Annotated in this window: 14 protein-coding genes; 12 read left to right on the top strand and 2 right to left on the bottom strand. The window is 45.5% G+C overall.

Features of this window, described 5'->3' with window-relative positions; all coding sequences use genetic code 11:
* Window positions 1–349 precede the first annotated feature (349 nt).
* Window positions 350–661 (top strand): hypothetical protein, encoded by a 312-nt coding sequence (locus CD004_RS10275; RefSeq protein WP_102262671.1) that lies wholly within the window; start codon window positions 350–352, stop codon window positions 659–661.
* A 64-nt stretch (window positions 662–725) separates the two neighbouring features.
* On the opposite strand, the gene CD004_RS10280 is transcribed toward CD004_RS10275, so the two are convergent.
* The gene (locus CD004_RS10280) at window positions 726–911 is read right to left on the bottom strand and encodes a hypothetical protein (RefSeq protein ID WP_102262672.1); all 186 of its coding nucleotides are present in this window, start codon (window positions 909–911) and stop codon (window positions 726–728) included.
* Window positions 912–1,135: 224 nt separating this feature from the next.
* Here CD004_RS10280 and CD004_RS10285 point away from each other — a divergent pair, with 224 nt between their 5' ends.
* Window positions 1,136–1,759, top strand: a complete 624-nt coding sequence (locus CD004_RS10285; protein ID WP_102262673.1) for a Crp/Fnr family transcriptional regulator — start codon at window positions 1,136–1,138, stop codon at window positions 1,757–1,759.
* Here the strand turns inward: CD004_RS10285 and CD004_RS10290 are convergent.
* Window positions 1,756–2,379, bottom strand: coding sequence for a Crp/Fnr family transcriptional regulator (locus CD004_RS10290; protein WP_102262674.1), 624 nt, complete (start codon window positions 2,377–2,379; stop codon window positions 1,756–1,758). The two genes, CD004_RS10285 and CD004_RS10290, sit on opposite strands and share 4 nt — an antisense overlap.
* 200 nt (window positions 2,380–2,579) lie before the next feature.
* Between CD004_RS10290 and CD004_RS10295 the strand changes: the two genes are divergently transcribed.
* The 10 genes from CD004_RS10295 to dmpG all read left to right on the top strand — a co-directional run bounded on the left by CD004_RS10295 (window position 2,580) and on the right by dmpG (window position 11,968).
* Entirely contained in the window at window positions 2,580–4,061 is a 1,482-nt protein-coding gene (locus CD004_RS10295; protein ID WP_102262675.1) for a 4-hydroxyphenylacetate 3-hydroxylase family protein, read from the top strand.
* Between the two features lie 21 nt (window positions 4,062–4,082).
* Window positions 4,083–4,619: an FAD synthetase gene (locus CD004_RS10300; RefSeq protein ID WP_102262676.1), complete on the top strand. Its 537-nt coding sequence runs from the start codon at window positions 4,083–4,085 to the stop codon at window positions 4,617–4,619.
* A gap of 33 nt (window positions 4,620–4,652) precedes the next feature.
* Window positions 4,653–5,210, top strand: coding sequence for an NADPH-dependent FMN reductase (locus CD004_RS10305; RefSeq protein ID WP_102262677.1), 558 nt, complete (start codon window positions 4,653–4,655; stop codon window positions 5,208–5,210).
* Window positions 5,211–5,250: 40 nt separating this feature from the next.
* On the top strand, window positions 5,251–5,790 hold the full coding sequence (locus tag CD004_RS10310) for a 3-hydroxyanthranilate 3,4-dioxygenase (protein WP_102262678.1): 540 nt from the start codon (window positions 5,251–5,253) through the stop codon (window positions 5,788–5,790).
* Complete coding sequence (locus tag CD004_RS10315; protein WP_102265064.1) at window positions 5,781–6,785, top strand: amidohydrolase family protein; 1,005 nt, start codon at window positions 5,781–5,783, stop codon at window positions 6,783–6,785. Before CD004_RS10310 ends, CD004_RS10315 begins: the two co-directional genes overlap by 10 nt.
* Window positions 6,786–6,789: 4 nt before the next feature.
* A complete protein-coding gene (locus CD004_RS10320; protein ID WP_102262679.1) occupies window positions 6,790–7,269 on the top strand; it encodes a RidA family protein in 480 nt (159 codons plus the stop codon).
* Window positions 7,266–8,726: an aldehyde dehydrogenase gene (locus tag CD004_RS10325; protein ID WP_102262680.1), complete on the top strand. Its 1,461-nt coding sequence runs from the start codon at window positions 7,266–7,268 to the stop codon at window positions 8,724–8,726. Before CD004_RS10320 ends, CD004_RS10325 begins: the two co-directional genes overlap by 4 nt.
* Before the next feature lie 521 nt (window positions 8,727–9,247).
* Entirely contained in the window at window positions 9,248–10,027 is a 780-nt protein-coding gene (locus CD004_RS10330) for a 2-keto-4-pentenoate hydratase (protein ID WP_102262681.1), read from the top strand.
* A 12-nt stretch (window positions 10,028–10,039) separates the two neighbouring features.
* Window positions 10,040–10,918, top strand: a complete 879-nt coding sequence (locus CD004_RS10335) for an acetaldehyde dehydrogenase (acetylating) (protein ID WP_102262682.1) — start codon at window positions 10,040–10,042, stop codon at window positions 10,916–10,918.
* A gap of 21 nt (window positions 10,919–10,939) precedes the next feature.
* On the top strand, window positions 10,940–11,968 hold the full coding sequence (gene dmpG / locus CD004_RS10340) for a 4-hydroxy-2-oxovalerate aldolase (protein WP_102262683.1): 1,029 nt from the start codon (window positions 10,940–10,942) through the stop codon (window positions 11,966–11,968).

The raw sequence follows: 11,968 nt of genomic DNA on the forward strand, positions 1-11,968 counted from the left end.
GCGGAAATCTTCCGTCTATTTAAGCTGTTTTCCGTGCCATTTTCTAAATAAGGGAAGTTTCTCCGCTTATTTATCAGCCCATGATGATCCCTTCACCAGGGACCGTTCTTTTATGGTGTGGAATAAACGGGTGCTTTGTTGAATAAGAACCATTATATTTTGGATCAGAAAATACATTAAATTAGAAAAATGGCGTGTCAAAACTGATGTCAGTTTACACGCCATTTTTATTGTTATTTAAATGATATGCACCCTAAAACAGAATGGTTTATTTCAAGAGGAAGGCGGCTTATTTTTCTACCTTAATCGACAGATTTATTTTATAATATGAAAAAGGGAGGTGAGAAAAATGTCAGAAGAAAGACTTGATCGATTAGAAGGAATGATGTCGCAACTGATTACCATGGTTGGGAATCTGCAAAACAGTATGAGTGATGTGCAAAAGGACATGAAGGAAATTCAAAATGTTCAAAAGGAACATGGAAAAAAGTGTGAATCTATTGAGTTAAGAATAGACAAAATGGAAACAAAGAATGAATTAAGGCACCAGGAAGTGTTGAATCAAATTAAAAGACTGGAAAAAGACCAGGACTTCATCTGGGAAAAGGCAGTGAGAAATGAGAGAGAACTTGAGATTATGAAAAGGACTTTGGAATCGTAATCTATCCTTCTTTTTGCTGCCAAGCTTACCATCTATCAGCAAGCTTGGCTAGTTGTTACTTATCTTATTTACCTTTAGATGAATCTCCATGAAACCGTTCCAGCAACTCGATTATTCTTTTGTTCTGCTCCACTTGAATCTCCGAATTTTTATACATGCGATAAATCCAGATTAACAAAATCATTAATGAAACAGGCACAGCTAAAACTACGAAAAAAGAAATCATCCCCATAATAGATGAGACAAACATAAAAAAACCCTCCTTGTTCACATTTTACTATTTAGTGGCAAATCTATTGGAATATAATGTTAAAGTTTTATGAACTAAAATAAAATATATAATTCCAAGAACCTTCCATATTATCTTCCATAGTGAACTGATTCTCTATTTTTTCTCACTATGATACTTCAAAGTGATATAATTATCATAATTATTAGAATAGTCACCAGTATAAAATAGAGGAAGGTGATGGTATGCATTTTCTTCGTTATCAATGGGAGCCGTATTTGTCGTATGGGCAGCTGTTTGAGTTTGAGAAGAACAAGGTTGTTTATCATCAGGGAGAGGCTGGCAGGGGAATCTTTTATTTGAATAAGGGTGAAATCAAGGTTACGCTTCTTTCGGACAAGGGGGATGAGCGGATCATCAACATGGTACCGCCTGGGATGCTTTTTGGTGAACATGGGGTAAATGGGGAGCCTTATTTGACGAGCGGAACGACGACTTGTCCCTCGCTGGTTTACTACTTTTCCGATGATGTCATTGCGACAATTTGCAAGAAACATCCGGAAGCGGCGGGGATTTATACAGATTCATTGATTTATAAATTCAGGACGTTAGCAGAAATCATTGCCCATCTGGACAGTCCTGTAGAGCAGCAAATGGCGTTTTATCTGCTCAAGCTTGTTCAGGAGAACGGGAATGCCTCGATGAACCAGACGGCATTTTCTAAGTACATTGGCACGTCCCGAATCACTGTGAACAAGATTATTCAAAAGTGGAAGCAGAAGGGATACATAGAGCTTCAAAAGCGTGAAATTATTATCATCGATTTTGATAATATAAGGGCGATTGCCAGCAATCCGCATGTGGATTAACCAACCAGGTTTCTGAGGAAATCTGGTTTTTTTATGAAGTATTTTCTTTTATCAATCTCAATGATCCCTGCTTCCTGCCATTGTTTGAGCACTTTGTAGACGGTGATTCTTGTGAGTCCCGTGCAGCAGGCAAGGTCTTGCTGGGAAATTGGAATCTCGTAATTTTTGAATTCATCACAGATGTTGTGGAGTAAAACGGCAAGCTTTTGCTCTGATGTAAGCGCATTCAAATTAATGCGATCTAAAAGGATTTTCATTTTATGGATGACGCTTTTTGAAAAAAGTTTAAAGAGTTCTGGGTGGGTGATCATCAGTTGTCGGAATTCGTCTGCTGAGAAATGATAAACGACGGAGTCCTTTACTGCGATTGCGGTTGTGAAATGTATTTTCTGATCGAGTGACTGGACACCCAATAGCTGGTTAGGGATGACAATGTTCAGCATGTTCTCTTTTCCAGCGGCTGATTCTGTGACGATTCGTACAAGTCCTTTGTGCAGGTAATAAAAACCTTCTCCAAATTCTCCTTGCTTATAAATGCACTCCTTTTTACGGAAAAACTGTCGAGTGCCGTATTTCAAATAATTCTCCCAATGAAAGACTTCTTCATAAACCGTAACCATACCAAAACCTCCCTATGAGTGAAGCTGATATCTAACATAATCATAGGGGAAACCTTAGAAAAATTCTACAATTTATTAGATAATTTAGACTTTTAAGAAAACTATTTTATAAAAAACGTTAAATAGGCTACAGTTACGTTCAAAAATTAGTATTACAATTCATTATGAATTTTCAATTAATTTTTTTCAGGAGGGTGAATATGGGAATTAGGACTGGAGCTCAATATATCGAAGCGGTTAAAGCACGTAAGCCTGAGGTGTGGCTTTCTGGGAAGAAGGTCGACAATTTATTCGAGGAGCCGGTGTTCAAGCAGCCGATCCTTGAAATTGCAAAGCTTTATGACATGCAGCATGATCCTGAATTCCAGGAGAAAATCACTCACGTTTGTGAGGAAACCGGCGAGAGAGTGAATAATGCATTCCTTGTACCGAAAAGTTATGAAGATCTAGTCAAGCGCCGCAATGTTTTCGAGGCGTTTGCGAAGGCAACATTTGGCCTCATGGGCAGGACTCCAGATTTCTTGAACGTCGTTGTGACATCCATGTACTATAATTCCTGGTTCTTTGAAAAATACAATAAAAATTGGGCAGAGAATGTCCGCAACTATTATAAATACATGCGTGACAATGATATCTTCTTAACTCACGCGATCATCAACCCGCAAAATGACCGCAGCAAGACTTCACATGAGCAAAAGGATACGTACACACATCTTGGTGCCGTGAAGGAAACTCCGGATGGCTTGGTTGTCAGGGGAGCGAAGATGCTGGCAACGCTGGCTCCTGTTACAGATGAGGTGATCATCTATTCTTTCCCAGGTTTCGCGCCTGGTGATGAAAAGTACGCACTGGCATTTGCGATTCCAATTGACACTCCAGGGCTGCGAATCATTTGCCGAGAGCCAATGCAGGATGGACAGCGTTCATTCTTTGATCACCCGCTTGCTTCAAGATTCGAAGAAATGGATGCTTTGCTTGTGTTTGATGATGTCGTCGTTCCTTGGGACCGCGTATTCCTATATAACAACGTCGAGGCTGCCAACAGGCTTTATCCAATGACAGGCGCGGGACAGCAGCCGGCACATCAATCAGGTGTTAGGGGTCTTGTGAAATTGGAGTTTGCGACACAGGTGGCGATGAAGGTTGCCGATACAATTGGTGTCGATGGATACTTGAACGTCCAGGACCAGCTGGGCGAACTCGCACAATCACTTGAATCAATCCGCGCATTGTTAAAAGTTGCGGAATATGAGCACACAATGACTGAGCATGGTGAAGCGATGCCAGCTTATGTACCACTGGAGACCATTCGCGGGTTGCTGCCGAAAATGTATCCGCGGGCCATTGAGGTCATCCAGATTGTTGGGGCAGGCGGATTGCTGATGTCTCCAACAGGAGCAGATTTTGAAAGTGATGAACTAAGAGGCGCAATTGATAATTACTATGTTGGCCGGGAAGGAATTTCTTCTTTGGAACGCGTCAGCATTTTCAAGCTTGCATGGGACCTGTGCGGCGAGGCATTCGGACAGCGTCTATTGCAGTATGAGCGCTACTACACAGGGGATCCAATCCGAAAACGCGGAATTTTCTATAACAACTATAAACGCCAAACACCACTTACGATGGTCGACGAGGCGTTAAAGGGCGCACAGTTGGACAATAAGGAAGCGCTTACAAAATAGTCTGCAGGAGGAGAAGGACAGATGAAAACACATATTTATTCTTCATTGGAACTGCCTCAATCTATCGTCGCGATTGGAGCGTTTGACGGAGTCCATCGAGGGCACCAAACGGTAATCCGGCAGGCAGTACAGCGAGGCAGGAAGCTGAAGGTTCCGAGTGTGGTGTTTACATTTGATCCTCCACCGCGGGTGTTTTTTCAAGGAGCAAGGATGCTGACCACAGTGGATGAGAAGCTGGCGAAAATTGAGAAGCTCGGTGCCAGGCATGCTGTTGTTGCCAGATTTGATGAGGTGTATGCCGAACGGAGTGCTTACGACTTCATAGACTGCCTGGCGGGACTGAATCCGGCTGAAATCATGGTAGGGTGCGATTTCCGCTTTGGCAAGGACCGGCTTGGAGATGTTACTCTCCTTGAAAAGTATTTTAAGGTTTCTGTAACGAATCCAGTCCGCTGCTCTCAGGGAAGCGTGATTTCTTCCAGCAGGATTCGTCAGCTCATTTCTGAGGGTGAGATTCACCTTTCAAATACGCTGCTCGGCTGGCCAGCAGGAAAGTAGGGTTCTATTTTACGAGAATAGGAGGGACATTGAATGAAGTTGCTTGGAATATCAGGCACAATCATCGGCGCGAAAACAGGCATTGTTGTCCGTAAAGTGCTTGATGATGTGAAAAAGAAGTACCCGGACATCGAGGTGGAAATGCTCGATATGATGGATTACGATATGGAGTTCTGTGACGGCCGTCCGCCGGAGAAATATTCAGCAGATACAAAAGCTGTTATTGAAAAAGTCTCATCTGCCGATTTTTACGTGATCGGGACACCTATTTTTCAGGGATCCATTCCAGGGGTGTTGAAAAATCTATTTGACCTTATTCACCCAGATGCATTCCGGAATAAAGTGATGGGTTTCGTTGCCAATGGAGGGACGTACCAGCATTTCCTCGTGATTGAAAATCAGCTTAAGCCGATTGCTGGTTACTTCCGGGCGTTTGTAGCACCAAGCTATGTGTACGCCAATTATGATCATTTTAATCGTGAAAATGAAATCGTTGATGAAGATTTACTAAAGAGAATTTCAGGTTTGGCCGACGAAGTCGTTCATATGCAAAAGTCATTGAAGGGCAGCACGGCGAAGGTTACGGAGTGAGTTTTACCATTTTACCAGAATTGAAGGGAGACGATTAGAGATGAAAAGCCAATTTGTTCCGATCAATCTTATGAAGTTTATTGAGGAAAACAGAGACCAGCTGAAGCCTCCGGTCAATAACAAGGTAATCTGGAAGGATGCAGAGTTAATGGTCATGCTGTTGGGCGGCCCTAATAAAAGACGTGATTTCCATGTTGATCCGTCTGAGGAGATTTTCTACCAAATCCAGGGAAGCTGCTATGTTGAGGTCATCAATGCTGAAGGAAAGCGTGAAGTCGTTGAAGTGAAGGAAGGGGAAATGTTCCACCTCCCGCCAAATGTCCCGCACTCTCCACACCGTGTAGCAGACACTATTGGTCTAGTAATCGAGCGTAACCGTGCTCAAGGTGAACTCGAGGATTTCGTCTGGTTCTGCGATGAGTGCGACCATGAGATGCACCGCGCGACAATCCAGCTGACAAACATAGAAAAGCAGGTGAAGGAAGCGATCGCCAGCTTTAATGGAAATGAGGAGCTGCGAAAGTGTGATAACTGTGGACATATGATGCCGCCAGAAGCGAGTGAATGGAAATGCGAGTAGACTTCCATACGCATATTATTCCGGAGAATTTCAGTGAATTGACGCAGCGATTCGGCGGTGAGAAGTGGCCAACGCTTGAGCGTACATGTGCGTGCGGCGCTAATATCATGATTGCCGGCAAGGTTTTCCGCGAAGTGACCGACCAGGTATGGGACGCCGAGAAGCGAATCAAGGATATGGAACGAGAGGGAGTCGACATTCAGGTTCTTTCTCCGATTCCTGTCACGTTCTCTTACTGGGCTCCGGCCGAGCAAGCGGAAATTTTAGCCAGGGTCCAAAATGACTTTATTGCTGACCTCGTTAGCCAGTATCCCACTAAATTCATTGGGCTAGGTGCTGTGCCGCTGCAAAACGTCGAGGTTGCAATCCGCGAGATGGACCGCTGCAAGCATGAGCTAGGCTTGAGCGGCATTGAGATTGGCACGAATGTGAATGGCGTCAATCTCGATGATCCTCAGTTTATCGAATTCTTCGAAATGGCTGAGAAGTGGGAAGTGCCTTTGTTCATCCATCCATGGGAGACACTTGGAAAGGAACGGATGCCGCGACATAACTTGATGTACACCGTTGGAATGCCAAGCGAAACGGCTCTTGCTGGAGCAAGCTTGATCTTAGGCGGAATCATGGATAAGTTCCCGAAGTTGAAAATCTGTTTGGCTCATGGCGGGGGTGCACTGCCGTACTTGCTGCCTCGTCTTGATCAGGGCTGGAAGGTGTGGCCGCATCTGCGCTTGCTTGATAAGCCGCCAAGTTATTACGCGAAGCAATTTTACTATGATTCGCTTGTGAATGAGCCGGTCAACCTGAACTATTTACTTCAGAATTTTGGCCATGAGCGCATCATCATGGGATCTGATTATCCATTTTTGCTGAGGGAAGTTCCTCCTGGAAAGGTCATCGACGATACTGTCGGCTTATCAAAGGAACAGACGGAAGCAATGCTCGGTAAAAATGCGCTCAGGTTCTTGAATATTCCTGTTAAGGTGGGGAGTTGATTTTATGGAAAAGGCCTTGGTTCCACCAGAAGAGCGTTTGAAAGAGTTAGGCCTGACCTTGCCAGCTCCCCGTCAATCGGCAGGAAATTATGTGAGCTGTGTAAGGACCGGCAACCTGATTTTCACATCCGGACAGGGAACGAATGAATACCGCGGCCGGCTTGGCGAAGATGTTTCGATTGAGGTTGGCTACGATGCAGCAAGGCAGTGCATGCTGAATTTACTGACGGTGCTGAAGCAGGAGTTAGGTGAACTAAGCAAGGTGAAGCGGGTGGTAAAGCTACTAGGTTTCGTGAATAGTTCGCCTGATTTTACCGACCAGCCGAAAGTCATGAATGGTGCATCTGATTTGCTCGTACAGGTGTTCGGTGAGCGCGGGAAGCATGGGAGGTCTGCTGTCGGTATGGCGCAGCTGCCCTTGAATAATGCAGTCGAAGTCGAAATGGTCGTCGAAGTTGAGGATGAGGAGGGCGGAATAGGATGAATCTTGCTCAACCACAGGCTATAAAAGATGCAAAACTATTTATTAACGGTGATTATATCGATGCGGTGTCTGGGGAAACCTTTGACACGATTGATCCATCGACGAATAAGAAGCTGGCATCGGTTGCGAAGGCTGGCGTCGAGGATGCGAAGCACGCAATTGATGTCGCACAGAAAACTTTTGAAAGCGGTATCTGGAGTGAGATGCCAGTTGCTGAAAGAACAAAGATTCTGGTCAGGATGTCTGAACTGGTCATGGAAAGAGTCGATGAATTAGCACTGGTCGAGACGCTTGATGTCGGGAAGCCAATCAAAGAAAGCCGCGGGTTTGATATTCCTCGTGCTGCAGCAAACCTGCGCTTTTTTGCAGAAATGGCGAACTACATCAATCATGAACATTACGACCAGTCTCGATATATGTCCTATTCCAAATATGCTCCAGCTGGAGTGACCAGCTTGATCATTCCGTGGAACCTGCCGTTCATGCAGATGACTTGGAAGGCTTCAGCAGCGATGGCAGCTGGCAATACGGTTGTCGTGAAGCCGGCTTCCTATACTCCATTGAGCGCGGTCATGCTTGGCGAGATTGCCAATGAAGCGGGATTGCCACCAGGAGTGTTGAATATTATCACGGGTCCTGGCGGCACGGCGGGAACAGAGATGACACGTAACCCTTCAGTGCGAAGGATTTCCTTTGTCGGCGACAGTACGACAGGCCGCACGGTTATGCAAAACGCAGCTTCACAGCTGATTCCCGTTTCCCTCGAGCTTGGTGGTAAATCTGCCAATATCGTGTTTGAGGATGCAGATCTCGATGAAGCAGTCGCAGGATCAATCGAAGCGATTTTCCGAAACCAGGGCGAGATTTGTTTGGCGGGTTCGCGGTTGCTCGTGCAAGAGAGCATATATGATAAATTCATGGAAAAGTTCGTCGCCGCTGCTCGCGCGTTGAAGATCGGCAATCCGCTAGATCAAGAGACTGATATGGGAGCACTTGTTTCAAAAGGGCATCTGGAAACCGTCGATGAATATGTCCAGATAGGATTAGGTGAAGGCGCAAAACTCGCAACAGGTGGAAAGCGCATTGCCAGTCTTGGAGAGGGCAACTTCTATGAACCTACTGTTTTATACGATGTGGATAACAAGATGCGCGTGGCTCAGGAAGAAATTTTCGGCCCAGTGCTCGTAGTAATCCCGTTTAAAACAGAAGATGACGCTGTTAGGATTGCGAACGATTCGATGTATGGACTTGCCGGTGTCGTATGGACGAATGACCTTCGCCGTGCACATCGTGTCGCTGCAAAAGTTAACTCCGGTTTGTTGTGGATCAATTGCTGGTATTATCGCGACCTCCGCACACCGTTTGGCGGATCGAAAGCAAGCGGCATCGGACGCGAAGGCGGCAGGCACAGCTTCGAGTTTTATACCGAAGCCAAGACGATTACGATGAAGCTATAAAAATATTGGTTATTATTTTCGGAGTAATTTGTCCGGATATAAATTGTCCAACCGGAGATATTTTTGCTCCAACCGGAGATAAAAGCTGTCCAATCGGAGATAAATTTACTCCAACTGGAGATAAAAGCTGCCCAACTGGAGATATATTTGCTCCAACATGTTAATTAGGCTGATTAAGCAAAAATGTAACAGCCAAAAATAGGATAAAGAAGTTCAACGGGGATTATTTCAGTCCCAACGGGGATTATTTTAGTCACAACGGGGATTAACTCCGATCCAAAGGGGATTAATACTCGTTCAACGGGGATTATTTGCCCCCAACCGGTGAATTGGCTATCAAACTGGAATTTAAAAGTGATCCAACTGGTATTATATCGAAGCTAACTGGTATTAAAAGTGCTTCAACTGGTATTAAGTTAAGATCAACTGGTATTAAAACCAACTCAACTGGTATTATCGCGGAATAAGTAAGGGCCTCAACTATTCAAAAACCATTTTTAATAGAAAAGGAGGGTGATTTCATGAACACAACAATAGAGAAGATTGCTGAAACGCTTCTAGAAGCGGAAAAAAGTAAACAGGCGGTAGCTCCGCTGACGGCACAATTCGAAAATCTCAATGTACCGGATGCTTACAATGTCCAGCTTGAGGTTTTAAAGAGAAAGCTGGAACAAGGACGGACGGTTATTGGAAAAAAGGTGGGCCTCACGAGTGTGGCGATGCAAAAGATGCTTGGTGTCGATGAGCCGGATTATGGCCATTTGCTTGATGATATGAAAGTGTCAAATGGCGGCACAGTGAAGATGTCTAACTTTCTCAGCCCAAAAATTGAAGCGGAAATTGGTTTCGTGCTTGCGGAGGACCTCAAAGGACCTAATGTCACTTTCCTTGATGTGCTGATGGCAACAAAATATGTTGTGCCAACTTTGGAAATCATCGACAGTCGGATTGCGGATTGGAAGATCGGACTCGTCGACACCGTGGCTGATAACGGTTCATCTGCGATGGTAGTAGTAGGAGACCAAATGACAGACATCACCGGTATCGATTTGCGGAGTGTTGGAATGACTTTTTTCAAAAATAATGAAATGGTAGCGACTGGATCTGGTGCGGCGGCCCTTGGCCATCCAGCACATGCTATTGCCTGGCTGGCGAACAAGCTTCATGAGTTTGAAATTACGTTAAAGGCAGGCGAGCTTATTTTACCAGGAGCGCTTTCGGCAGCAATCCCTGTGCAGGAAGGCGATAGAGTTTCCGCTCAGTTTGGTCCGGTAGGCTCCGTGTCAGTGACTTTTGAGTAGGAGGTGTACAGGTTGGTGAAAATCAAGGCGGCAATCATCGGTTCGGGCAATATTGGGACCGACCTTATGTATAAGCTGGAAAGAAGCGAAATCATTGAGCTGACAGCGATGATTGGAATCGATCCTGAATCCGACGGGCTGAAGCGGGCAAAGGAAAAAGGATACCTGGCATTCCATAATGGAATTCAGTCATTGCAAGATAATCCTGAAATCGCCGATATCGTGTTCGATGCAACCTCTGCAAAGACACATGTCAGGCATGCGAAGGTTCTTGCAGAATTGGGTAAGTTGGCCATCGACCTGACCCCGGCGGCAAGGGGACCATTTGTCTCTCCGGCAGTTAAAACAGATGCATATTTGAATGAAAAAAATGTGAACATGATAACTTGTGGCGGCCAGGCGACGATTCCGATTGTCCATGCGATCAATTCAGTTGCTGACGTAAGTTACGCAGAAATCGTTGCGACAATCTCCTCGAAAAGTGCCGGTCCGGGAACTCGTGCGAACATTGATGAATTCACGATCACGACGCGGAGGGGAATTGAGGAAGTAGGTGGAGCCGACAAAGGAAAGGCGCTGATCATCCTGAATCCGGCAGAGCCTCCGATTTTAATGCGGGACACGATTTATTGCGAAGTGAAAAACATGGATGAAGCTGCAATCACAAAATCGATTGAGCAGATGGTCGAAACGGTGAAGGAATATGTACCAGGGTACAGGCTGAAGCAGGAGCCGTTGTTTGATGGAAACAGAGTGACTGTTTTTGTTGAAGTCGAGGGTGCGGGTGACTACTTCCCGATTTATGCTGGGAACCTTGATATCATGACAGCGGCGGCGACTCGGGTTGCTGAAGACTTCGCGATCCATATGCTTGAAAAACAGAGTGTCTAAGCGAAAGGCTGGGTGGGATTTTTGAAGCGCAAAAGTGATAAGCCAATCAAAATTACAGAAGTTTGTCTGCGTGACGGCAGCCACGTCATGCAGCATCAATATACAGAAGCTCAGGTCCGGCGCGTGGCGCGTGAGCTTGATGATGCGGGTATGCACTATATTGAAGTAAGTCATGGAGACGGACTGGGCGGTTCGACGCTGCAGTATGGTAAATCGCTCGTTGATGAAATGAAATTGATTGAAGCTGCGGTTGATGAGTGTCGAAACTCAAAGGTTGCGGTGTTGCTTTTACCAGGAATCGGGACGGTCCATGAACTGAAGCAGGCACATGAATTAGGCGCAAGTCTTGTCCGGGTTGCGACTCATGTGACCGAGGCTGATGTTTCAGCGCAGCATATCAGCATGGCGCGCGAGCTAGGGATGGAAACGCTTGGCTTCCTGATGATGGCTCATATGGCACCAACTGAAAAATTGGTAGAACAGGCGAAGCTGATGGAGAGTTACGGGGCACAGGCTGTCTATGTAACCGATTCTGCCGGGGCCCTTTTACCGCATGAAGTAAAAGAGAAGATTGCTGCTTTAAGAGATTCGTTATCTATTGAAGTAGGATTCCATGCACATAACAATCTTTCATTAGCGGTGGCAAATACGCTGACTGCGATTGAAGAAGGGGCAACTAGGATAGATGGAAGTATCCGCTGTCTTGGCGCAGGTGCTGGTAATGCGCAAACAGAGGTACTTTTATCAGTATTGGACCGGATGGGAGTCAATCTTGGAATCGATATTTATAAAATGATGGATTTGGCTGAAAATACGGTTGGGCCGATGGTTCCGAGAGCGCAGGAGATTAATAGAGGTAGTCTAGTGTTAGGCTATGCTGGTGTTTATTCGAGTTTCTTGCTCCATGCTGAGAGAGCCGGTCAGAGATTTGGAATCGATTCAAGAGATATTTTAATAGAGTTGGGCAAGAGGAAGGTAGTTGGTGGCCAGGAGGATATGATCCTGGATGTCGCTGCTGAACTGGCCAAAGCCCGGAAGCTGGAGGTGTAA

It is taken from the genome of Mesobacillus jeotgali (assembly GCF_002874535.1).
GTDB classification, from domain to species: Bacteria; Bacillota; Bacilli; order Bacillales; family Cytobacillaceae; genus Mesobacillus; species Mesobacillus jeotgali.

Excerpts from the sequence above, each read along its gene's own strand:
- CD004_RS10290 (WP_102262674.1), bottom strand. The coding sequence starts at position 2,379 with ATGGTTACGGTTTATGAAGAAGTCTTTCATTGGGAGAATTATTTGAAA.
- CD004_RS10305 (WP_102262677.1), top strand. The coding sequence starts at position 4,653 with ATGAAGTTGCTTGGAATATCAGGCACAATCATCGGCGCGAAAACAGGC.
- CD004_RS10325 (WP_102262680.1), top strand. The coding sequence starts at position 7,266 with ATGAATCTTGCTCAACCACAGGCTATAAAAGATGCAAAACTATTTATT.
- CD004_RS10330 (WP_102262681.1), top strand. The coding sequence starts at position 9,248 with ATGAACACAACAATAGAGAAGATTGCTGAAACGCTTCTAGAAGCGGAA.
- CD004_RS10275 (WP_102262671.1), top strand. The coding sequence starts at position 350 with ATGTCAGAAGAAAGACTTGATCGATTAGAAGGAATGATGTCGCAACTG.
- CD004_RS10320 (WP_102262679.1), top strand. The coding sequence starts at position 6,790 with ATGGAAAAGGCCTTGGTTCCACCAGAAGAGCGTTTGAAAGAGTTAGGC.
- CD004_RS10315 (WP_102265064.1), top strand. The coding sequence starts at position 5,781 with ATGCGAGTAGACTTCCATACGCATATTATTCCGGAGAATTTCAGTGAA.
- CD004_RS10295 (WP_102262675.1), top strand. The coding sequence starts at position 2,580 with ATGGGAATTAGGACTGGAGCTCAATATATCGAAGCGGTTAAAGCACGT.
- CD004_RS10285 (WP_102262673.1), top strand. The coding sequence starts at position 1,136 with ATGCATTTTCTTCGTTATCAATGGGAGCCGTATTTGTCGTATGGGCAG.
- CD004_RS10280 (WP_102262672.1), bottom strand. The coding sequence starts at position 911 with ATGTTTGTCTCATCTATTATGGGGATGATTTCTTTTTTCGTAGTTTTA.
- CD004_RS10310 (WP_102262678.1), top strand. The coding sequence starts at position 5,251 with ATGAAAAGCCAATTTGTTCCGATCAATCTTATGAAGTTTATTGAGGAA.
- CD004_RS10300 (WP_102262676.1), top strand. The coding sequence starts at position 4,083 with ATGAAAACACATATTTATTCTTCATTGGAACTGCCTCAATCTATCGTC.